We start from the raw sequence: 23,519 nt of genomic DNA, 5'->3' as shown, positions 1-23,519 counted from the left end.
AAATGAATAAAGCACTGAGCTTTCTTGTCTTAATCGTACAGCTCATGGTTTCCCCGGCCTTGGCTGAAACCCTAAGCTCAAATACTTCGATTTCCTTTGGGGCTCGCAGTCCGCACATTATTCAGATCAGTGCCAATCAATTACTTTTAGCCAGCGGGAACACCTATCGCTTTACGGTAGACACACCGGAAGACAAGGGCCTGGTGAGCACGCGGGCCACTGTTGACGAAATCATTACAGAAATTGTTTCAGCCGATGGTTCTGCACAGCAATACCAAATTAAAGACAGCAGGGGCACCCTAAAAAATACGGGCACGATTAGCGAAGGAGATTGGCTACAGGTTACTGCACAGGATGGCAAAACTGTTAAAAAATACACCATTGCCTTCAAAAAAATGGCACTCGGTGGCAAATTGAGCCTGTTTCAAAACCAGCTCACCCAAAAGACCAATACCAGCTTAACGCTAAGCTATACCGCCGGACAAAGAAGTCCTAACGCGACTGTGCAGTTGTTTTTGCCTTTGGGTATAGCGCCAACACTGAATAACACCAGTGTAAACGTAATTGGCAGAGGCTTTGTGAAATTGGGCGACTTGAGTACACAATCTATCGGCAGAGTGGGCTCATTGTATTCTTATTCGAAGGTTGGGGAAGTGGCTATCACTAAAACAGCCACTGGTAGCGTCATTACTTTTAAAAATTTAGACCTCAGACCAGCAAATGGTGCCGATCTGGTACTGAAAATAAACGATATCAACCTCAAAAACAGTGGGGACCTGACTTTCAAAGCCACTTATACCACTTCTGAACCCGAAGTGCTAAGCAGTGCTGGTACGGGTGGCGAAATCGCGATTTTAAAGGTAACTAAAGCCATTTCCAATTTTGAACGCGTACTTGATCGCAACTTGGCCTATAAAGAAACGGCAACAAGCTACACCTCTGTTAATTTTAAATGGCCTGCCGTAAGCGATGCCAAAAACATCCAATTAGAACAATCGCTCAATGAAGGCAAAACATGGACGGTGGCGCCTAATGCGGTTGATCTGAAAACAAATACAGCCGAACTAGCCAACCTTAAACCTCATTTGCTGTATAGTTTTAGGCTGTCGGTAAAAGATGGCGAGAAAAAAGGATACTCCAATCTGGTGCAGTTTTATACTGGCAAAATGGATGTTAAAAAGTTTGGGGTAAATGCCGACGACCAAATAGACGATACTCAAAAAATAAACGAAGCCATCGCTTACCTCAACAAGATTGGCGGAGGCACCTTGTATTTTGGCAGGGGTACCTATTTGGTAAAAACGGTGCACCTGCAAAGCAATGTGTATTTGTTTTTAGCTCAAGAAGCAACCATTAAAGCTATTAAAGGCGCCGATGCACCCGAGCAGACCTGGTTTAGCGATAAGCAGTACCGTTCGGGATTGTCGCCTACGGCTATTGGTCCATATGCCGATCCAGAAAACTACCTCACCAAACAAGATGTTGGCCACCACTATTTTAGAAACGCCATGTTTTTTGGCGAGCGTTTGGATAATATCAAAATTATTGGAAACGGCCGGATTACCGGCGATGGCAATTTGGTAAATGGTGATAATGTAATGAACAATGCGCCCGACAATAGGGCCGACAAAATGTTTGCGCTAAAGCTCTGCACCAACATAGAAATAGGCGGCTTGCCTAGAACCGAAGATTTGTGGTACGATCCCGCCCAAGACGAACCTTATTATGTAGGCAAAGACGGTAGCAAAAACTTCGATACCCAAAACATGCTCAATATTGATCGGGCTGGCCATTTTGCCTTGTTGGCCACCGGCTCCGATTTTATTAATGTGCACAACACCTATTTCGGCCGGAATAGCACTTCAAATGTTCGCGATATCTACGATTTTATGGCTTGCAACGAAGTAACCGTAACCAATATTTATTGCAAAGTAAGTTCTGACGATATCGTAAAACCGGGATCGGATTGTTCCTTGGGCTTTACCCGTCCGGCGCGCAATTACAAGGTGCGCAACATTATTGGCGATACCAACTGCAACCTGTTTCAGGTCGGTTCGGAAACGGTTGATGACATCATGGATATCTGCGTAGACAATATTTATGTGCTGGGTGCTAACAAAGCGGGTTTTTCGATCTCTACCAATGATGGTGGCCACATCAAGAACATCCACCTCAATTGCGGACATACAGGCACACTACATGCCAGGTCTAAAATGTTGCGTAGCACTACGCCGTTCTTTATTTCTATTTCCAACCGGGGCAGGGTATTGGGCGCTGCGGTAGGCAAATACAATTTTACCGATAACGGCGAAAAACACAACGAACTGTTGGTTAAGAACATCAATATCGGAATGGTCGAAAATATCATCATTAATGGAGTAGATATTACCGAAGTTTATGGAGGCAGCTCTTATGGCGATGCCGGCAACCGCTGGAAAGCCTATGATGGCAAACAGCGTAAGGCAAGCCCGATCATTGCCGGTTATAAACTGCCTGATAATGCAGCAGTAGAGGGCGGACTGAATTTCAAATTGCCCAATGGCCAACATACCGGCTACATCAAAAACGTATCTTTTACCGATGTTCATGTATTGGTTAAGGGTGGCAATGCGGTGGCCGATACGGCACAAACACCTCCAGAGTTGGGCGTTGGACAATACAATGTATCCAATCTAAAAGTGCAGCCTTCTTATGGTTTATGGGCCCGTCATGTAAAGAACTTAACAGTTAAGCAAAGTTCTTTCAATTATGAGAAAAGAGATAGCCGTTATGTCATATATTTAGATGACGTAATTGGCGCGCAGTTTTCGGACCTTAAAATGGTAAAGCCCGCAGATAATCCTGCGGTAATCGGCCAGAAAAATGCCTCCCAAATTACCATAGATAAAATAGTGTACGATGACGATGTGTTGGGCAAAGATCCCAAACCGCTATCAAAACTTAACTAAATTGTAACCAAGTATTAAACCATAAATGAACCGTACTTTCCGATATCCGTCTGTTTTATTTTTCGCTCTTCTATTTGTTGCAACCACCGGCCATGCCCAAAACAAAAATATCTACCACAAAGGCTGGATAGATTTTAACAAAAACGGCAAAATGGATGTCTTCGAAGATCCATCAAAACCCATAGACAGTAGGGTAAATGACCTGCTGAGTCAAATGAATTTGGATGAAAAAACCTGTCAAACTGCTACGCTTTATGGTTATGGCAGGGTATTGAAAGACGAAATGCCAACAGCCGAATGGAAAACAAAAATCTGGAAAGACGGCATTGCCAATATAGATGAAGAACTAAACAGTTTGCCTTACAATAAAAAGGCGGTAACCCAATACTCTTTTCCTTTTAGCAAACATGCCAACGCCATCAATACGGTACAAAAATGGTTTGTAGAAGAAACCCGTTTGGGCATTCCTGTCGACTTTAGCAACGAGGGTATTCACGGGCTTTGCCACGATCGGGCTACTCCTTTTCCGGCACCGGTTAACATTGGCAGTACTTGGAACAAAAATTTGGTTTATAGGGCAGGCAACACGGTGGGCAGAGAAGCTAAGGCCTTGGGCTACACCAATGTATATGCGCCAATTCTGGATGTAGCCAGAGATCAGCGCTGGGGCCGTGTGGTAGAATGTTATGCAGAAGATCCCTACCTTATTGCCGAGCTGGGCAAGCAGATGACATTGGGCATCCAAAACCAGGGAGTGGCAGCTACCCTAAAACATTATGCCGTTTACAGCGTGCCTAAAGGTGGCCGTGACGGCAATGCGCGTACCGATCCGCATGTAGCACCTAGAGAATTGCACGAAATGTTCCTTTATCCTTTTAAAAGGGTGATCCAGGAAGCCAGGCCCATGGGCGTAATGAGCAGCTACAACGATTGGGATGGCGAGCCTGTAACTGGAAGCTATTATTTCCTGACCGAGCTGTTGCGCAATCAATACGGGTTTAATGGCTATGTAGTGTCAGACAGTGAGGCTGTAGAGTTTATCTCGAGCAAGCACCACGTAGCCGATGATTATAAAGGTGCGGTAAAACAAGCTATTGAAGCGGGTTTAAATGTGCGCACCAATTTTACCATGCCCGAAACTTTTATCCTGCCTTTGCGCGAATTGGTAAAAGAAGGCTCGGTTTCGATGAAAACACTTGATGAGCGCGTAGCCGATGTATTGCGGGTGAAATTTAGATTGGGATTGTTCGATAGTCCTTATGTAAACGATCCGGCAGCATCTGATAAAAATGTGCATACGGCCAGCGATGAAGAATTGGCCTTGCAGCTGAACCGCGAATCGATGGTGCTGTTGAAGAACGAGAAAAACCTCCTGCCGCTTAACATCAACCAATATAAAAACATCCTGGTTACTGGTCCGTTGGCCACCGAAACCAAATATACCACCAGTAGATACGGACCGTCTAACAATCCCATTGTTTCTATCCTCGATGGCATTAAGGCTTTTGCAGGCAAAACTGCCACGGTAAACTATAGCAAAGGCTGTGAAGTAATCGATAGCAAATGGCCAGAAAGTGAGATCATGCCGGTTGCTTTAACTGCACAAGAGCAGGCTCAAATTAATGAGGCCGTCGCAGCGGCTAAAAACAGCGATGTAATTATTGCTGTAGTAGGCGAAACCGATGATTTGGTAGGCGAAAGCAAAACCAGAACTGGCTTAAACTTGCCAGGGTTGCAGTCGCAATTGCTGCAGGCCTTATACGTCACTGGCAAACCTGTAGTCATGGTAATGGTAAACGGGCGTCCGCTAACCATTAATTGGGAAAACAAATACTTGCCTGCTATTCTTCAAGCAGGATTTCCGGGGCCATCGGCAGGCAAAGTAGTGGCCGAAACCTTATTTGGCGAAAACAATCCTGGGGGTAAACTCACCATGACCTATCCGAAATCTGTCGGACAAATTGAATATAATTTTCCTTTTAAACCCGCCTCACAAGCTGGACAAAGCAAAAACGACGACCCAAATGGCTACGGTAAAACCATGGTATTGGGTTCGCTTTATCCTTTTGGTTATGGATTGAGCTACACAACTTTCGAGTTCAGCAACCTTAAATTAAGTGCAGAACAGATCCGTTCGCAAGGCGAAGTACAAGTATCGGTCGATGTGAAAAATACAGGCAGCCGCAAAGGCGACGAAGTGGTGCAACTTTATCTTAAAGATGTAGTGAGCAGCGTTACCACTTACGAAACGGTATTACGCGGTTTTGAAAGGGTAAATTTAGCTCCCGGCGAAACCAAAACAGTTAAGTTTACACTCACGCCCGACGATTTGATGCTCTTGGATAAAAACATGAAATGGACTGTAGAGCCCGGTAAATTCGAAGTGCTGATTGGTAATTCTTCCGAATCAATTAAACTCAAAAAAGAATTCATGGTGAGTAAATAGTCCATACATTACCATCTTAGACACTTTAGAAAAGCTAAGGCGATATCCCTGCGCTCAAAGTAAAACCGATGTGCCCTATGCCTCTATGTGGTTAAAAAATCTTGTTAAGGCTAAGGTGAACCGAGGTGTCTTAGGTGGCGAAAATCTTATTAAGGCTAAGGTGAACTGAGGTGTCTTGGGTGGTAAAAAACAATCAAGCCATCATGCCAAAATATCTGATTTATTAGCCAAACTCTCTTACCTAATTGTTGATTTTTATAGATAGGTTGCATCATTATAAACCAGATAGTTTTACGTTGTATGAAAAAAATCAATCTAATTGGCTTTGCGCTGCTGTTCGTACTGGGCTCGTCAAACCTTTTCGCCGCTACCATTACTGTGGCCTCTATTGCCGAATTGCAAAATGCGATCAATAAAGCCAAACCCGGCGATGTCATTCTGCTCAAAAAAGGCGTATATACCACCACCGAAGACATCACCATTAACAGAGAAGGCACCGCCCAACAACCCATTGTAATTGCTGCGGAGCAACTAAGCGAAACAGAAATTACTGGAAAGGGAGGATTTAACTTGGTGAAACCTGCCAAATACATCATTATTAAAGGCTTTAAGTTTACCCATCTTGCCTCAAAAGCCAAAACAGGCAACGGCACCAGCTTTTGCAGGTTTACTCAAAATATTTTCGAAACCCCTGGCGATGGAGAAGACCTCACAGTAGCAGGTACCGATCAGGAAGTAGACTACAATACATTTCAGAATAAAAATGCGATGGGTAGGTTTGTTGCCATTAGGGGCGAGGGCAAACAAATTGCCGAGCGCCTGCACATTCACCATAACTATTTTAGTACAGCAGCCAGTCAAGGCGGTAAAAACGGAGCCGAAGCCTTTCAGTTTGGCTTAAGCGGTTTTAGCATGTCGATGAGCAATAGCGTAGTAGAATACAACCTGTTTGAGAAATGCGAAGGAGAGAACGAGCTCATTTCTGTAAAAGCGGGTGGCGTAATTTTGCGCTACAACACGATTAGAGATTGTCCGGCACAGTTTACTTTGCGCCATGGAAACAAAAATCAGGTGTATGGAAATTACTTTGTGAATACACCGGGTTTAAGGATTTTCGGGGACGACCACCTTATTTTTAGCAATTACTTTGAGAACTGCAAACCAGCCATTACCATCGGAAACGGTGGTGCAGAAGTGGCCGATGGTGCCCCGTTAACATCGCATGATCGTCCAGACCGTATTCTGATTGCCTTTAATACATTGATCAACAACAAAGAGAATATTGTGCAAACCCCAAGAAAGGATGGTTTAGGAGCAACGTATGTTACGGTAGCTAATAACATCATTCAAGGCGGCGGTGTGGCCACTAAGATCTCCGGACCAATGACCGAAGCCCAATGGAAAGGAAATATCCTTTTTAAAGTTGGCGCAGGAGATTTGCCAGCAGGTTCTTACCAAACCACCGATCCGAAATTGGTTAAAGATGCTTCCGGTACTTTCCATCTATCAGCCAATAGCCCATTACTCAACACGGTTAAAGAAGCTTATCCTGCTATAACTGTAGATATGGATGGCCAGCCAAGAGTAAGCCCATTAGAGCCAGGTGCCGACGAGGTAAGCACAGCGCCAGTAAAAGCCAGTATTTTATTGCCTAACCAGGTAGGCCATTTGGCTAAAAAATAATTTCCGAACATGAACAAACTTAGCATAGCCTTTTTGCTGGCATTGAATTTTATTGCAATTAAAGAAACCGTTGCACAACAAACCGAATGGGTTAAATACGATCAAAAAGGAAAACTCAGCTATAAAACCACAGCTAAGGGAGATCGAATTATGGATTTCTCCCATGCGGGTTACCAAGGTGGGGGCATGCCCTTGCCAACTATAGCTACAGCCGTTAAAGTGAAGCCATCAGGTACTGGCGACGATACCAAAACCATCCAAAACGCAATTGATCAGGTAGCCAAAATGCCTTTAAAAAATGGTTTCCGAGGTGCGGTAGAACTTTCACCAGGTGTGTTTACCTGTGCCAATGCCATCATCCTTTCAGAAAGTGGCATCGTTTTGCGTGGAAACGGAAGTGAAAAGGGAGGGACGACGATTAAAATGATTGGTGAGCCCCATACGGCCATTGTTATTGGCAGGGGAAATACCAAAGTGGCCCTAGGCAACACAGAAGATAAAGAACAGCTTGCCTTGGCCAGCACTCGTTTGGCCGATGCTTATGTTCCGGCTGGTGTTTCGGTTTTTAAAGTGCTTGATACCAAGAACTTTAAAGTAGGCGATACTATTGCCATACAGCGGCCGGTTACCGATGCCTGGATCAGTTTCATGAAAATGGACGATATGTACCGTGAAGGCAAAAAACAGACTTGGCTGGGAACGGGCCGACAAGAGCTTTCCAAAAGGATTATCAAAGCTATTGGCGGCAACCAAATTACCATTGATGTACCCTTGGCCGATTCGTACGATGCCAAATTTTTGGAACCCATGGGGGCAAACGTAGTGAAGTTGAGAATCCTGAACAGGGTGACGAATGTGGGGGTAGAAGGCCTGCACATCCAATGCGCACCCTTGGAAACAGATTATGGTCACGCACCTTATGCGGCGGTTCGGGTTGGCGGCGACGATTGCTGGGTAAAAAACGTATTTGCCGAAGAGACCATGAACAGTACGGTGCTCGCAGGCGATCGAATTACCATGCAAAAAGTAAAGATCAAACATACCTATACGAATTTGGGCGCATCAAAACCTGCCGATTTTAGCCTAGAAGGAAGCCAGAATTTAATAGACCGCTGCGAAGCCACTGGAGGCAATACCTACTTTGTATGGACATCGAGTTTGGTAACTGGTCCCAATGTGGTTTTAAATTCTACATTTAGGGGCATAGGAAGCCGTATCCAGCCCCACCAACGATGGGCAACCGGTTTGCTGGTTGATAACTGTAGCATCCCCGATGGCAATATCGATTTTATGAACCGTGGCATTGCGGGTTCTGGTCATGGGTGGACAATGGCCTGGGCGGTAGCCTGGAATTGTGTGGCTAAAAGCTACATCATCCAAAATCCGCCGGGAGCGGCCAACTGGGCCATCGGCTGTATCGGGCTAAGGGAACAAACCGCTCGCTTATTCGATAGTGCGCCCATCATTCCCGATGGTAATTTCGATTCGCATGGCAAACCTGTGGCTATCCAAAGTTTGTATTTGGCGCAGTTGGAAGAAAGATTGGGCAACAAAGCCTTAAAAAATATCGGCTACCAAGCCAATCAATTGAGCGAGTTTAACAATAAGAAAATAGCGCCAACACCATTTAAGCCAGATAGCGACCCACAATTGGGTATTAATTTGGCTTTCGAGCGTCCGGTAAATACCAGCAATGTACGTGGCACTACCCGTGATTTTGGAGGCGAAAAAGCCTTGGACGGCAACAATAAAACCTATTGGACCATTAACGATGGCTTGAAACAGGCCACTTTTGAAGTAGATATGGAAGGACCAGTATTGATCAATGCGCTCAAAATAGGTGAAGCTTTAGGCCAAAGGGTGCAAGAATATAAAGTAGAAGTACAGCTGGATAGCAAATGGATTTTGGTGGATCAAGGAACTAGCATAGGCGAAAATAAAACCGTTAAATTTCAGCCAATAACAGCATGGAAAGTAAAGCTTACGATCAGCAAGTTTAGCGATTATCCAGCCATTAAAAATTTCGGTTTATACTTAGCCAAATAAGGAGGTATTCATTCAGTCGAATATACCCGGAAAGGTAGCATTTCAGACTTTTGACGTCAATATTGTTGAATAAAAGGATAATTAAAATGCGTAAAACATCGCTAATAATCACGTAGTTGCAGTGTCAAATATAATTTCTTTATGGTAAGCGGTATCAAAAAAATAAGCCTTTTGTTGTTTTTGCTAGGGATGTGTTATGGCGTAAAAGCAGCAGATTTCGACATCACCAGGTTCGGTGCAGTGGGCGATGGAACAACGCTAAATTCTCAGGCCATTCAAAAAGCCATTGATGCCTGTCACCAGAGCGGCGGCGGCAAGGTGATCATTCCGGCAGGTAAATTCCTTTCGGGTACCATAGCTTTAAAAGACAATGTTACCATTTACCTACAAAAAGATGCGGTGTTGTTAGGTAGTGTCGATTTAAAAGACTATCAAAATCTCGATCCCTTTACCGAGGGTTTAGGCATTGATGTAGGTTGGGCTTTGTTGGTGGCTGTTGATGCAAAAAACATCGGCATCGAAGGCGAAGGAACGATCGATGGACAAGGATCGGCTATTAAAGCCAAACATATTTTAACCGATACCCGTCCAGAAGGCCAACGTTGGGGCTTAAGGCCTTTTTTGGTGCGCATTGTACGTTGCACAGGCGTAACCGTGCGAGGCGTAACCCTGAAATATGCAGGCGCTTGGACATCGCATTATTTTCAAAGCAGGCAAATCTTAATCGAGAATGTTAAGATCCAAAGTGTTGGAGTTGCGCATAATGATGGGATTGGAATTGATGGTTGCCAACAAGTACGTATTAAAGACTGCGATGTAACCAGTGGTGATGATGCCTTGGTTTTTAAAACCACCTCGAGGCTAATGGCTTGCAAAGATATCGAAGTAAGCGGATTGAGGTTAAAAAGTAATCAGGCGGGGATTAAGATAGGTACCGAGTCCATTGCCGATTTCGAAAACATCAAAATTACCAATTGCCATATTTACGATACCAAAAACGGAGGTATCAAATTGCTAACGGTTGATGGCGCGCACATCAGCAACGTACTGATTTCGGATATCACAATGGATGAAGTAAGAACCCCAATGTTGTTTCGTTTGGGATCGAGGCTTAATGTGTTCCGTAAAAACACTGAAACCAAAAAAACTACCGGAAGCTTCGAAAACGTAACCATCAGAAACGTGAAGGCAAAGGCTGCCGATAATGCACAGCTAACGCCACCATCGGGTATTTTAATCACTGGTGTTCCCGGTCACGACATCACCAATTTAACTTTAGAAAACATAGAAATCACTTTGGCTGGAGGCGGTACCACTGAGGATTCACGTGTAGCAGTACCAGAAGCGATAGATCAATATCCAGAAGTAAAAACCTTTGGACCAAAAATTCCGGCTTATGGTATTTGGGCACGCCATGTGAAGGGCCTTAAACTCATCAATGTTAAATTTAATTTAGCTAGCAACGATAGGCGTCCGGCTTTGGTTTGCGATGATGGCAAGGAGCTAACTGTGAGCAATTGGGATTTGCCAACGACCACAGGTGCCGAAGCTATTGTACGTTTAGAAAGTGTAGCTGGGGCCAACATTAGCGGAATCAGCATAAAAGGCGATGCACGGGCCTTGGTAAGGGTAGAAGGCACCAATAGCAAGAGCATTAGTGTAGCTAATAACAAAGCTTCAACAATTAAAAAGCAGGTAGAGTTTGCTTCAGGTGCCAAGCCGAAATAATCATTGCACCGTTACAAACAACTCCTCGATAGAAATTATCCATAAACAAACCCTATGAAAAAATTCACTGTTGCTATACTAATTTGCCTGCTTTTTGCATTCGTTGCAAAATCGCAAACGCTAAAAGACGCCATGCAGCCAGCCGTAAAAAATGGAGGCTTTAAAATGGAGGGCTATATTTTGTGGTGTCCATCGGTAATTAAAGTGGGCGATACCTACCACCTATTTGCCTCACGCTGGCCAGAAAAATATGGTTTGGGGGGCTGGACCACCTATTCGGAAATTGTTAGAGCCACTTCCAAAAATCTGTATGGACCTTACGAATTTAAAGAGGTGGTGATCCAAAAAAGACCAGACTTTTGGGATAATGACCGTGCGCATAATCCTAAAATTGTAAAGGCTGGCGATACTTTTGTGCTGTACTACATCTCCTCGGCCAATGAAACCGGTTATGCCTACAGCAAATCAATTACAGGCCCTTGGACACGGATAGACAAACTGGCCATGCCTTTTTCTAATCCGGCGCCACTGGTTAAAAAAGACGGTAGCGTTTATGTGTTTGGCAGGAAATCAGTTGATAACATCCGCATTGCCCAAGCCTACCAAGCACCTGCTTTTAATGGAATATATACCTTGGTGAACGATCAATACAACCTATTGCCCGATAAAAACCAATTGGAAGACCCCACTATATGGTGGGCTAAAAACCAATACAATGTGATCCTGAGCGATTTTAGGGGCGATGCTACGGGAACACCCAAAAACGGCGCGCAATATGCCTCTAAAGACGGAATCAACTATGTTTTGGTTTCAAAAGAATCGATTTATACCAAAACCGTAACCTATGATGACGGTACCGAACAAACCTTTAGAAGGAGGGAAAGGCCCTTTGTTTTTGTGAACGAGAAGGAACAGGTAACCGCCTTTTTTACCGCTTGCCTAAGCCAGGCCAAAGACGGTAGCGAAAAATCGTGGATTGAGGTGAACCCGGTGAAGAATTATGTGCCTGTAGCACTCAAATAAGCTGTAACGATGAAAAATCCAAACCTTGACCAGCTGAAGGCAAAGCATTTTTTCGCAAAGAAAATGATTGAAAAACGCAGCTAAGTTTATCAATATCAAAGATGTTATTGAAAGCAGTGCTAAACGGACTGCTTTTTTAATGGGTTTGTCATTTGATATGCTTTTGTCAGTGTGATAAATAGATTAATAATCGGTTAATTAACTCGACTGTAAACAAAAAAGCTACCTTAAAATGGTAGCCTTTTTTGTTTAAAATTTAGGTTTATTTTTTCGTTGCTCTAACCGCTTTAACCTGAGCAGGGGTAATTACACTGGCCTTGTTTCCAAAACTATTGCGTACAAAGCTCAACACATCGGCCACCTCTTGGTCGCTAAGGTGCCCTAATGCCGGCATGGGGTTGGCATAAGTTTCGCCATCTATCTCTATATCCTGATTTAGGCCTTTTAAAATTACGTTGATCAGTCTTTTTTGATCGCCTAGAACATAATCGGTTTTAATAAGGGGCGGGTTCAGGCCCATTACACCACCGCCATCTGATTGGTGGCAAACCAAACAGTATTTTTTATACAGCAATTTGCCGTTTACCAACGAAGGCTCGGTTGTACCCGCTGCCTTGGCTGTCGCTGTTTTTTTGGTCTGTGCATTTAAACTGGTCAATAAACCAATCAGCAAAAAAGTAATACAAGCTATTTTTTTCATTAGATTATAATTGTTTTTTAATGGTTATGAAGCTATCATGAGCATATAATAATGCTTTTGGACCACGTGCTCATGATGGTTTCATAAAGACTTATTTTTTCGAGGTATATCCAATTCTATAAACAGTGCCTTTTACATCGTCGGTTACATATAATGAGCCGTCTGGTGCCTGGGCCAATCCGCAAGGTCTGTGCACGGCTTCTCTGGGAACCATTACAGCATCTAAACCAGAAAAGCCATCAGCAAATACTTCCCACTTCCCACTTGGTTTTCCGTTGGCAAAAGGAACAAAAACCACAAAATAGCCGGCCTGTTTTTCGGGTGCCCTATTCCAAGAGCCGTGAAAGGCAATAAAGGCTCCGTTTTTATACCTTGCCGGAAACATATTGCCGGTATAAAACAACAATGCATTTGGTGCCATGTGGGCTGGGAAGTCGGCAATAGGGTCGATATAGGCTGAACTGCCTTCTTTTTTACCGTCGCCGCCATATTCTGGAGCCAGTATTTTTTTCTGCAGGGCAGAATCATAATAGGTGTAAGGCCAACCTGCATTGTCGCCCTTTTTAACCATGTACATCACTTCGGCCGGTGTTTCGGCAGATTGTTTTTCATTAAAAAGCTTTGGCCATGACGAATTTAGGTTATCCCTGCCATGTTGCATTACATAAAGCGTGTTGTTTTCGGTATTCCAATCCAAGCCCATCACATTTCTAATGCCGGTGGCATACCTTATCCCATGCTGGTAAGACTGGTTCAGCTTATCGGCCTTAAACTGCCAAATGCCTCCAGCTGAATCTAAAATTGGACAACCGGCTTTGCCTTTTGACTCCAGTCCGCGATCGTTTTCCTGACAAGAGTTGGTCGGTGCGCCAATATTTACATAAATGTTGTTTTCATTATCCAATACAATAGATTTGGTTTGGTGCTGTTTGCCAGCCAATAATCCGGTAATGATTTTTTCGGGTTTAGCCGGATCAATTACCTGTTCTTGGTCATCCAGCTTATAGCGAAATACCTCTTTGTCTGAAGAAGCGTACAAATAGCCGTTTTTAATGGTAATGCCGGTTCCGCCGTAATTGCCAAAAGCAGTCTGAACTTCGTATTTGCCGTCTTTATCCTTGTCTTGCAAAAACAAAATGCCATTTCCGTTCACCACTTTCATCAACTTGATGTAAATGCTGCCATCTTTGGTCAGCACGATATGCCTGGCTTTGCCTAAATTATCAACCACCTTGTTGGCTCCAAAACCAGCAGGCAACTTGAGCCCGGCATTGTCGGGGTCGGCTTTAAAGGGTGTAATTTCGGCTGCATGCTTGTACATAAAGGCAGATAAAGAGCCTACTAAAAGACAGGCAATGGAGAGCGGAATGATTATTTTCTTTCTCATTTGATTTATGTTTAATAAACTGTTTTTTAATACTTCCTATAAAAACATCACGGTTTGCGGTGTCCAAAGTGTTGTCGCCGGCTTCGGTAATCATTAATGAAATTCGCTTCAGCATTTGAGGAAATAAAATGTATTTCAAAGCTAACTGATGAGGGAAATCATCATTATTAGTTTTTGGCATTTTATACAATAATATTGGCATCGAAATGAAATGGATGAGGCCTATTTCCATTTGCACCAGCCGAATTGCTTGGTTCGAATTGGCGCCACGGGTTTTAGAATCGCTACTAAAGCTAATGATGGAGAACGACAAAATTATACGCTAAAAGCAATGGAAAGGGCTGTTTTTGTAGAATTGTTTTTGGCGAAGATCTTTTTTGATAAGCCTATCAGGCCCATCGTTTTTAAGCAACAGTCAACTTTTTAAGCATGTTTAGATTGAAATTTATATAAGGCATGCTAAAATTGCTTACTAAAACGCTAAAAATACTCACTAAAGCAAGACGATAATTCCTTTCTATTGTAATACCAAATATAAACTATCATGACACTAAACTTTAGCGGTCTGCCAATTCATGCAGTCCAAAATCGACATCACCCTACGTGAATGAATTTTGAACCAACTTCAAACAATTCAAACTATCAAACAAATCATTCACACATGGACAAGACAATTACTAAATTATTTAATCATCACCTTTGGAAGACGTTGGTTTTCCTGATGGTGATGTTTCCGGCTGTTTCTTTTGCCCAGACCATTACCGTTACGGGTACGGTTAAAGAAGTTGCCGGAGAACCAATTCCTGGGGTAGGCGTTAAGTTAAAAGGAGGAACGGCTACCGCAGTAACAGACAATGCCGGAAAGTTTACCATTAAGGTTCCAGACTCTAAGGCAATACTTACTTTCACTTTTATTGGTTACAATCCCTACGAAGAACAGGTAGGCAATAGAAAGGAAATGGCCATTGTGCTCAAAGAAAACGTGGGTTCGCTCAGCGAGGTAGTGGTACAGGGCTACGGCGGCTTTACCAAGAAATCAGACCTCACCGGTGCTACCGTTTCTATCAATGCCACGCAGATTACCGAACGTCAGCCTACCAATATTTTCGATGCCATCCAAGGTCAGGCTTCGGGCGTGTTGGTGGTTAACGACAATGGCGAGCCGGGTGCCGAGGGTACCATTCAAATCCGTGGTGCATCTACCTTTAGTTCGGCAGGAAACAACCCTTTATACGTAGTAGACGGGGTAATCACCGATGGTATCGGCAACATCAATCCCAATGATATTCAGAACATCGAAATCCTGAAAGATGCCGCGTCTACCTCTATTTACGGATCGAGGGCAGCCAATGGCGTTATTTTGGTAACGACCAAAAGGGGGCAGGAAGGCAAACCCCGTATCGATGCCTCTTATGGTATTAAAATGGGTAATATTGCCCATACTATTCAGCAGGCCAATTCTAAAGACTTGCGTTTGTGGCGCCAGATCCAAAACAACAACAACCCAAGTTCGGGTAGCAACACCGACTCGCTTAACGTAGCCTACAATGCCGACAACTATTTGGAAGAAATGCTGTTAGGCAACACGGCTTGGCTAAACGATGCCAAACTGAGCGTAAGCGGTGGCCAAAAAGGATTGACCTATTACTCAAGCTTAAACTATTTAGACGACCGGGGTAGCGTACTCAATACCTGGGCCAAACGCTTGCAGGGCAGGATGAACATCGATTTTCAGGTGGCCCCTAAATTAAGGAATACGGCTAATATTACTTTTGGCTGGAATAAACGTTCTACCTGGAGCACTGGAGGTTCCCTGAACCCGGTTTTCGATAGGCCCAACAACTTAAGGATCTATCTGCCCGATGGCAGCTTGACCAGTTATACTTCTACCAAGCGTAACCCTATCGCCAATGCCTTGCTCGAAACCAATATTACTGATGGTTATGCGGCATCGTTCACCGATATCCTCGAGTACAAGATTATGGATGGCTTGAGGTTTACCACTACTGGAAGCGGATCGCTGACCAATACGAACAACAAATATTTCCAGCCACAGTTTTTGGACGATAACGGCAACGAAAACAGGGGAAGCCAAAGTTCAGGCATTAATTTCAACTGGACTTTGCAGTCGTTCTTCAACTATGACAAAACCTTTGGAAAAGACCACAGGTTTAATGCCACTTTAGGGGTAGAGGCTTCTAAAAACAATTCGAGATCATTAAAGTTCCAGGCTTTGCCGGGCTCCTTTGTAAATGAAAACGTAACGAACTTTAACTTAAGCAACATCGATATCAGAAACAGCAACACAGGTGGGGGCAGCAACTCTCTGGCTTCGCTGATTGGCCGTTTGGGTTATAACTACAAAGGCCGCTATATTGTTAACAGTACCTACAGAAGGGATGGTTCTTCTAAATTCGGTGCGGATAACAAATGGGGCGATTTCTTATCGGGATCGTTGGCATGGCGTATCTCCGACGAAAAATTTATGTCGTGGGCCAAAGGAAAAGTACTTAACGATGCCAAGATCAGGGTAAGTATAGGTGCACAGGGCAACAATGGCATCGGCGATAACGAAGACGCCACCTTGGTGAGCTTTGGCGACGTGAGCTACATGGGCAATGCAGGCGCGGTAATCTCTAATCGCTTGGGCAACCCAGAAATCCAATGGGAAAACACTATCCAAACCAATATCGGTACAGACATCAGCTTGTTTAATGGCCGGTTGCTTTTGGTGGCTGACTATTACCATAAAGCCACTAACAAATTGTTGATGGACAACTTGTTGCCCAAAGAAACGGGTTTTCAAACCGTGCGCGTAAACGCCGGCGATTTATACACCAACGGTGCCGAATTCTCAATTTCTGGCACCCCGGTTTCCAAGCCTAATTTTACCTGGTTCGTAAATGCCAATATCTCTTTTGAGCAAGGCAGGGTAAAATCGTTGTTTAAAAATGAGCCTTTTATCGCCGGGTCTAGGTATATCATCAGACCTGGAGGTCGCTTGGGCGATTTTTACGGCTACAAGCAATTGGGTATTTACCGCTGGACGGCTTCTAACGCCTATTCTTCAGAATGGAGCAAGCTAGAGCCTGTAAACGTTTCGGCCGACGGCCAAACGGCAGAGTATTATTTGCTAAATGGTCAACGCTACACCGGCACCGTTCAGAAAATGCGCGGACCGGCAGGTGTCCTCAAAGGTGGAGATACCCAGTGGGACGATGCCAACAAAGATGGTATCATTGACGATGCCGATCGTCAGGTAATTGGCAATGCCACGCCAGATTTCTATTTGGGACTTTCTAATACCTTTAGCTACAAGAGGTTTTCGCTAAACGTGATGTTCAATGCCACCATTGGTGGACAGATTTACAACTCGTTCAAAGAGAGCTTCTCTACGTTTGGATCAACCAACGGTACCGCATTTCCTGAAGCGATTTATGGCGCCTGGAGAAAAGAGGGCGATATCGCTACCTATCCTTATTTCCCAACTAAAGACAACAACGGCAACCAGAAAAGAGGCGTAAACAGCTACTACCTCGAAGATGCGTCTTTTGTAAGGCTCTCTAGCGCAAGGCTTAACTATTCGTTCCAGCCGGCTTTGGTTAACAGGTTCAAGTTAAAGGCCCTTTCGCTTTTTGTATACGGCACCAACTTGCTCACTTGGACCAACTACTCGGGCTTTGATCCAGAGTTTACCTCGAGCAACCCATTAACCCCAGGAACAGATGGAGGCAATTACCCTAAGCGTAGGGAATTTGGTTTTGGTATAAACATTAGCTTATAATTTATTATGAAAAAGATATTTGGCATTGCTTTGCTAACCGCAATAATTACGTTAGGAAGTTGCAAGAAATTTTTAGAAATACCGCCGGTAACGGCCATCAGGGCAGAGAATTTTTACCAATCGGCCAAAGATATGACCGGTGCCATGGCTTCGCTGTATGGCAACTTTCAACAGGCTATGGTGGGCGAGTCTCAGGCCAACAACAAATACACCATGTGGGGCGAAGCCCGATCAGACAACTACGAGAGAGGGGGCAACTCTAATGCAACCTATGCCGAGTTGCAACTGAATGGCCTAACTGCCGGCAATCCTTTCTCAGATTGGTCGAGCATGTACAAGGTTATCAATATTGCCAACCTCAATCTCAAATACATTCCGGGCATTGCCAATACGGAAATGAACAAAAGCCTGATTACGCCTTTGATCATTAATGACAACCTTGCACAGAGCAGGGGCCTGAGGGCAATGGCTTATTTTTATATTGTGCGCACCTGGGGCGATGCACCAATCAGGCTAGAGCCTTTCGAAGATGCCACGAAAGATGCCAGACTGGCCAGAGATCCGGTTGATAAGATCTTCGACGAGGTAATCATTCCAGATTTGGTTTTTTGCTATAACAATGTAAACAATGCCGATTACAGTGTGTTTAAAATGGGCAGGGCTGCCGCTTGTGCCGCATTGGTTGATGTATACATGTGGCGCAAGGACTATACCAACGCCATTAAATGGTTTGGCTTGCTAGGCGCTACCAAAGCACCTGCCAAGGCCACTTATGGGGGTACACTGCTTACCGATTTGGAGCCTACCGCCAACTGGAACAAGATGTTCTACGACCCGTCTAACAGTATCGAAGCCATTTGGAACATCCACTGGAATACCACCACTAACGGATGTCCATGCATGGCGGGTGTAACGGCCACGCCAAACAATACGCCTTTGGTAATTGATTATGGTATCTTTTACGATTGGCCATTGAAATACCCTACAGACATCAGGACTCGCGCCACTTACGATATTGCCAAAACCGATGCCAGAGATAGGGTATGGAAATATTATAAAGGAACGGGTACCTTGGGCACCACCGGTTATACCGTATTGGCAGCCGATAGAGACGTAAATAACTCTACCGTTTACATCTCGATGTACAGATTGGCAGATATGTACCTGTTGTATGCCGAAGCATTGAACAAGACCGGCGACAGAACAAACGCGCTTAAGTATTTGAACTTTATCCGCACTAGGGCAAACATACCGGTGTATACAGTGAACAGTCCGGAGGTTTCGGTTACCCCAGGCACATTAGACGCCACTAAATTGGAAGATGCCATTATCCAGGAAAGACAATACGAGCTTTTTGCGGAAGGCAAAAGATGGTTCGATTTGGTGCGTACCGATAGGGTGATTCAAGTAATGGACCCGATCATCAAGGCGCGCCAGGTAAGGGCGGGCGTATTGCCAGCCGATGCAACCGGCTTTGGTACCGATAAACGCAAATACCTATGGCCAATCAACCGAAACGTAATGAATTCCAATTCGTTGCTTAAACAAAATCCACCTTACACCGACTAAAAAATTAAGATCATGAACATCAAAAAGTTAATCAATAGACTACTGGTGCTGTTTGCCCTGAGCGTATTTATTACCGGCTGCAGCGTGTTTGGGTTAGATCTTCAGGAAGATTACGACTATAAGAAATCGCTTTTGGAAGAAAAAGTGAACATGACTGCTTGGGAATACCTGAAGAAACGTGCCGATGGCAACAACCCGAACGATACCGTTTTTAGGTGGATGAAAAAGGCAATCGACTATTCGGGCATCGATACCCTCGAGTACACCAAGCCGAACAGAACTTATATTTTTCTGCACAATGATGCCATCAGAAGGGTAAATGGTTCGCAGGTACTGCAAACCAACTGTTTCTTTTACGACTACCCAATCATCAGCAAAAATCCAGACGGGTCTGTCATCTTTACCACGCCTACTTCGGGCATACCGGTAACCACTACGCCAACCAAGAGCTGGAAAGACTATGATAAGGAAACTGTTAAGAAATACCTGCTGTACCTGATCGGACAGGGCGAATACAGCTACGATAACCTCGACCAAAACGAAGTGACTTTGCAATCGCTGCTGTCGCCTGGCAGTGTGGCTACCAAAGAATCGAGGTTGGGCTACATGGTTACGCCTTCGTCGGTTCCGGGCTTTACCACGGCGAGTACAGGTACTCCGGCAGTTTTCACTTTCGATTATGTAGGCAACAACGGCAAGGGCTTTGACCCGGAGGGAAAATTTACCCTCAAACTGTCTAATACCGCCGATTCGAAATTGTTTTTTAACGGAGGACTGATCGTAAGATCTTCAAACTACAGGGCAACCAATGGCACCATCCATGTTTGGGGTGTTACCGTGCGTCCGTCCAGATAAAAATTTAACCTTACAATGGAATGATGAACCCGTCATGAGCCATGCTTTTAAGCTACAATTAACCGCTCATGATGGCTTCATCAACTTTAAAAGTAAACTATAAACTGATGAAAAAACTTTTATTTCTGCTTCTTGTGCTAATGGCTAGCCATGGTGCATGGGCTCAAGAAACTCAATTTGGGGTTAAAATGGGGGTCAATTTTCCATCGCTCCAGCCCAGAACCGGGTTTAGCCCAGGGTCCGAATATAAAATCAGCGCCAAGTTTTTGCTGGGGGGCTTTGCCAATATTAAGATCGGTACCGCTACCACCCTGCAGCCTGGCCTCTTGTTTTCGGTTAAGGGCAACAAATCGGTTGAGCAGCACAACACCATTTCTTTCGGCTCGCCGGTTCCGTACACCACCGAGCGCAACCTGAATATTTATTATTTTGAACTTCCAGTTAATGTGCTGTACAACAAAACACTGAGCTTAGGTACGGCCTATGCCGGTGGTGGCGCCTATGCCGCTTATGCGGTTAGTGCCCGGATCAGGTCAATCAACAAAAGAAATACCTACATGAAAAGGGGAAGTGCCGAACGTGTCGCATTTGGAGATCAGCCAGACCAGTTAGATAAGTTCGACTACGGTTTGAACGCTGTAGCAGGCTTCAGGCTCAAAAACAAAATCGATTTTAGCCTCAATTATGGCTTTGGTTTGGCCAATATCAGCAACAATCCAGGTTTCAAATCGCAAAACAGGAATGTTAACCTTTCGATAGGTTATATTTTTTAGGATTTGATATACCCATGCAAAGGCCTCGCATCCCGATTTTACCGGGATCTGGGGCCTTTGTATTAACCGTTCGGCTATTTTCATTAATTTTCAGCTCCATTATTCAACATGTTAAAAAGGATTTTATTTGCTGTTTTAGGACTAGGTTTATGGGTCAATGTCCAAGCCCAAAAAAACGATGCCACCTTAAAATTGTGGTATACCTTGCCTGCCGCCAACTGGAACGAAGCGCTGCCCATTGGCAATGGCCGGTTGGGGGCCATGGTATTTGGCAATCCGGCCAAAGAACAGCTGCAACTGAATGAAGAAACCGTGTGGTCTGGTGGACCCAACCAAAACATTACCGCCGAATCGGGAACCGCTATTCCCGAATTGAGGAAGCTCATTTTTGAAGGAAAATTTGAGGAAGCGCAGGCCATTGCCGATGTAAAGATGTTCCCTAAAAAGAACAGTGGCATGGTGTACCAAACCGTAGGCGATCTTTTTTTGCAATTTGATGGCCATGAAAAAGCGACGAATTATTACCGCGACCTGAACATCGAAAAAGCCTTGGCTACGGTTACCTACGAACTGAATGGCATAAAATACAAGCGCGAAATCTTTTCTTCTTTTGTTGATCAGGTGATGATCATCAGGCTGACCGCCAACAAGCCCGGCCAGATTTCCTTTGTGGCATCGATGGTTTCGCCCCAAAAAAGCGAACAAAAAACCGGCAAAGGCAAACTGGTTTTAAGTGGCATTACCTCCGATCACGAAGGCGAAAAGGGACAGATCAAATTCGAATCGCAGGTAAAAGTATTGCCACAGGGTGGAACGATGGTGGCCAAAAACAATACTTACGAAGTTAAAAATGCCAACTCGGCTACCGTTTATGTTTCCATTGCCACCAACTTTAAAAAGTACAACGACATTAGTGGCGATGCTTCTGCCAAAGCGGCTGGCTTTTTAGCTAAAGCCGTCTTGAAAAATTATGATCAGGCTTTAAAGGAGCACATTACCTTTTATCAAAAATATTTTTATCGGGTAAAGCTGAATTTAGGTCTATCCGACATGGTGAATAAACCAACCGATGAACGGATATTGAAATTTGCACAATCGAACGATGCTCATTTGGCGGCGCTTTATTTTCAGTATGGGCGCTATTTGCTAATCTCGAGTTCGCAGCCTGGTACGCAACCCGCTACCTTGCAAGGCATCTGGAACGATAAGTTGCTTCCCCCATGGGATAGCAAATACACCATCAACATCAATACCGAAATGAATTATTGGCCTGCAGAGGTCACCAATTTAACCGAGCTACACGATCCCTTGTTTAAAATGCTCCAAGATTTATCGGTTACTGGACAAGAAACTGCGAAAGTAATGTACGGTGCCAAAGGCTGGGTTACGCATCACAATACCGATTTATTTAGAATTACTGGTCCGGTTGATCGCGTTTTTCCGGGCTTGTGGCCGATGGGTGGCAATTGGCTGAGCCAGCACCTGTGGGACCATTACCAGTTTACTGGCGACAAGAATTTCTTGAAGAACTATTATCCCATCCTCAAAAGTGCTTGCGAGTTTTACCTGGATATCTTGCAGGAAGAACCTTCGCACAAATGGCTGGTGGTGGCGCCATCAGTTTCGCCCGAAAATACCTACGTGGAGGGCAAAAGAGTTTCTATTTCGGCTGGTACCACCATGGATAACCAGCTGTTGTTCGATCTGTTCAGCAAAACCAAAAGGGCAGGCGAACTGCTCGGCCTCGATACCGATTTCAGGAAAAAACTAAGCCAAACTATCGAAAGGCTGGCCCCAATGCAAATCGGTAAACATAACCAGCTACAGGAGTGGCTAACCGATTTGGATCGGGTAAACGACAAGCATCGACACGTATCGCATTTGTATGGCGTGTATCCGAGCAATCAGATTTCGCCAAACCGCACGCCCGAATTGTTCGATGCCGCTAAAACGTCTTTGATCTATCGTGGCGATCCAGCTACGGGCTGGTCTATGGGCTGGAAGGTAAACCTTTGGGCCCGCTTTTTAGATGGCAACCACGCTTATAAACTCATTACAGACCAATTGCGTTTGGTAGGAAGCCGCCTAGATACCGTGAACGTAAAAGGTGGCGGCACCTATCCGAATATGCTCGATGCGCATCCGCCGTTTCAGATCGATGGCAATTTTGGCTGCACCGCTGGCATTGCCGAAATGTTGTTGCAATCGCATGATGGAGCCGTTTACCTCTTGCCCGCACTCCCAGATGTATGGGCTGCTGGTGAAATCAGCGGACTGATTGCCCGTGGCGGTTTTGAAATCGCTATCAAATGGAAAGACAAAAAAATTACACAGCTTCAAATCAAATCGAAGCTCGGGGGCAACTGCAGGCTGCGCCTCAACGATAGCCAAATCGACAAAAGCAAAATCCAATTTGCAAAGGCCAAAGGCCAAAATCCAAATACTTTTTATGAAATGCCTCGGGTGAAAGCACCTTTGATTTCGCCAGAAGCCAAGCTGAACAAAGTGGTGATTCCAACCTCAACCGATTACGATTTGCCAACCGTGGCAGGCAAAACTTATACCTTTAACTTTTAA

Annotated in this window: 13 protein-coding genes; 11 read left to right on the top strand and 2 right to left on the bottom strand. The window is 44.5% G+C overall.

Annotated features, from left to right (window positions below; genetic code table 11):
- Positions 1 to 2: 2 nt before the first annotated feature.
- From VRU48_RS09230 to VRU48_RS09205, 6 genes are all read left to right on the top strand, one after another.
- Complete coding sequence (locus VRU48_RS09230) at positions 3 to 2,948, top strand: glycosyl hydrolase family 28-related protein (RefSeq protein ID WP_330107636.1); 2,946 nt, start codon at positions 3 to 5, stop codon at positions 2,946 to 2,948.
- A 25-nt stretch (positions 2,949 to 2,973) separates the two neighbouring features.
- Positions 2,974 to 5,394 carry a glycoside hydrolase family 3 N-terminal domain-containing protein gene (locus VRU48_RS09225; RefSeq protein ID WP_330107635.1) on the top strand — a complete coding sequence of 807 codons (2,421 nt, stop codon included), beginning with the start codon at positions 2,974 to 2,976 and terminating at the stop codon, positions 5,392 to 5,394.
- Positions 5,395 to 5,694: 300 nt separating this feature from the next.
- On the top strand, positions 5,695 to 7,077 hold the full coding sequence (locus VRU48_RS09220; protein WP_330107634.1) for a polysaccharide lyase 6 family protein: 1,383 nt from the start codon (positions 5,695 to 5,697) through the stop codon (positions 7,075 to 7,077).
- Between the two features lie 9 nt (positions 7,078 to 7,086).
- Positions 7,087 to 9,123, top strand: coding sequence for a discoidin domain-containing protein (locus VRU48_RS09215; RefSeq protein ID WP_330107633.1), 2,037 nt, complete (start codon positions 7,087 to 7,089; stop codon positions 9,121 to 9,123).
- A 141-nt stretch (positions 9,124 to 9,264) separates the two neighbouring features.
- Complete coding sequence (locus VRU48_RS09210) at positions 9,265 to 10,851, top strand: glycoside hydrolase family 28 protein (RefSeq protein WP_330107632.1); 1,587 nt, start codon at positions 9,265 to 9,267, stop codon at positions 10,849 to 10,851.
- A gap of 54 nt (positions 10,852 to 10,905) precedes the next feature.
- Entirely contained in the window at positions 10,906 to 11,874 is a 969-nt protein-coding gene (locus tag VRU48_RS09205; protein WP_330107631.1) for a glycoside hydrolase family protein, read from the top strand.
- A gap of 262 nt (positions 11,875 to 12,136) precedes the next feature.
- Here VRU48_RS09205 and VRU48_RS09200 read toward each other — a convergent pair whose 3' ends face one another.
- The gene (locus tag VRU48_RS09200; protein ID WP_330107630.1) at positions 12,137 to 12,574 is read right to left on the bottom strand and encodes a c-type cytochrome; all 438 of its coding nucleotides are present in this window, start codon (positions 12,572 to 12,574) and stop codon (positions 12,137 to 12,139) included.
- 91 nt (positions 12,575 to 12,665) lie between these two features.
- Positions 12,666 to 13,961 carry a PQQ-dependent sugar dehydrogenase gene (locus VRU48_RS09195; RefSeq protein ID WP_330107629.1) on the bottom strand — a complete coding sequence of 432 codons (1,296 nt, stop codon included), beginning with the start codon at positions 13,959 to 13,961 and terminating at the stop codon, positions 12,666 to 12,668.
- Positions 13,962 to 14,622: 661 nt separating this feature from the next.
- On the opposite strand from VRU48_RS09195, the gene VRU48_RS09190 reads away from it, so the two are divergent.
- The 5 genes from VRU48_RS09190 (at position 14,623) to VRU48_RS09170 (ending at position 23,519) form a co-directional block, all read left to right on the top strand.
- Positions 14,623 to 17,745, top strand: coding sequence for a SusC/RagA family TonB-linked outer membrane protein (locus VRU48_RS09190; RefSeq protein WP_330107628.1), 3,123 nt, complete (start codon positions 14,623 to 14,625; stop codon positions 17,743 to 17,745).
- 6 nt (positions 17,746 to 17,751) lie between these two features.
- Complete coding sequence (locus VRU48_RS09185) at positions 17,752 to 19,314, top strand: RagB/SusD family nutrient uptake outer membrane protein (protein WP_330107627.1); 1,563 nt, start codon at positions 17,752 to 17,754, stop codon at positions 19,312 to 19,314.
- A 12-nt stretch (positions 19,315 to 19,326) separates the two neighbouring features.
- A complete protein-coding gene (locus VRU48_RS09180; protein WP_330107626.1) occupies positions 19,327 to 20,169 on the top strand; it encodes a hypothetical protein in 843 nt (280 codons plus the stop codon).
- Between the two features lie 107 nt (positions 20,170 to 20,276).
- Positions 20,277 to 20,942 carry an outer membrane beta-barrel protein gene (locus tag VRU48_RS09175; protein WP_330107625.1) on the top strand — a complete coding sequence of 222 codons (666 nt, stop codon included), beginning with the start codon at positions 20,277 to 20,279 and terminating at the stop codon, positions 20,940 to 20,942.
- 108 nt (positions 20,943 to 21,050) lie between these two features.
- The gene (locus VRU48_RS09170) at positions 21,051 to 23,519 is read left to right on the top strand and encodes a glycoside hydrolase family 95 protein (protein ID WP_330107624.1); all 2,469 of its coding nucleotides are present in this window, start codon (positions 21,051 to 21,053) and stop codon (positions 23,517 to 23,519) included.

The sequence above is a fragment of the Pedobacter albus genome, assembly GCF_036324255.1.
GTDB classification, from domain to species: domain Bacteria; phylum Bacteroidota; class Bacteroidia; order Sphingobacteriales; family Sphingobacteriaceae; genus Pedobacter; species Pedobacter albus.
Note: the sequence above shows the minus strand (reverse complement) of the source record. Positions and strands in the feature narration are given on the sequence as shown.

Bases quoted from the DNA above. Each gene is read 5' to 3' on its own strand.
- VRU48_RS09195 (WP_330107629.1), bottom strand. From the start codon at position 13,961: ATGAGAAAGAAAATAATCATTCCGCTCTCCATTGCCTGTCTTTTAGTA.
- VRU48_RS09170 (WP_330107624.1), top strand. From the start codon at position 21,051: ATGTTAAAAAGGATTTTATTTGCTGTTTTAGGACTAGGTTTATGGGTC.
- VRU48_RS09190 (WP_330107628.1), top strand. From the start codon at position 14,623: ATGGACAAGACAATTACTAAATTATTTAATCATCACCTTTGGAAGACG.
- VRU48_RS09220 (WP_330107634.1), top strand. From the start codon at position 5,695: ATGAAAAAAATCAATCTAATTGGCTTTGCGCTGCTGTTCGTACTGGGC.
- VRU48_RS09230 (WP_330107636.1), top strand. From the start codon at position 3: ATGAATAAAGCACTGAGCTTTCTTGTCTTAATCGTACAGCTCATGGTT.
- VRU48_RS09210 (WP_330107632.1), top strand. From the start codon at position 9,265: ATGGTAAGCGGTATCAAAAAAATAAGCCTTTTGTTGTTTTTGCTAGGG.
- VRU48_RS09180 (WP_330107626.1), top strand. From the start codon at position 19,327: ATGAACATCAAAAAGTTAATCAATAGACTACTGGTGCTGTTTGCCCTG.
- VRU48_RS09185 (WP_330107627.1), top strand. From the start codon at position 17,752: ATGAAAAAGATATTTGGCATTGCTTTGCTAACCGCAATAATTACGTTA.
- VRU48_RS09205 (WP_330107631.1), top strand. From the start codon at position 10,906: ATGAAAAAATTCACTGTTGCTATACTAATTTGCCTGCTTTTTGCATTC.
- VRU48_RS09225 (WP_330107635.1), top strand. From the start codon at position 2,974: ATGAACCGTACTTTCCGATATCCGTCTGTTTTATTTTTCGCTCTTCTA.
- VRU48_RS09200 (WP_330107630.1), bottom strand. From the start codon at position 12,574: ATGAAAAAAATAGCTTGTATTACTTTTTTGCTGATTGGTTTATTGACC.
- VRU48_RS09175 (WP_330107625.1), top strand. From the start codon at position 20,277: ATGAAAAAACTTTTATTTCTGCTTCTTGTGCTAATGGCTAGCCATGGT.
- VRU48_RS09215 (WP_330107633.1), top strand. From the start codon at position 7,087: ATGAACAAACTTAGCATAGCCTTTTTGCTGGCATTGAATTTTATTGCA.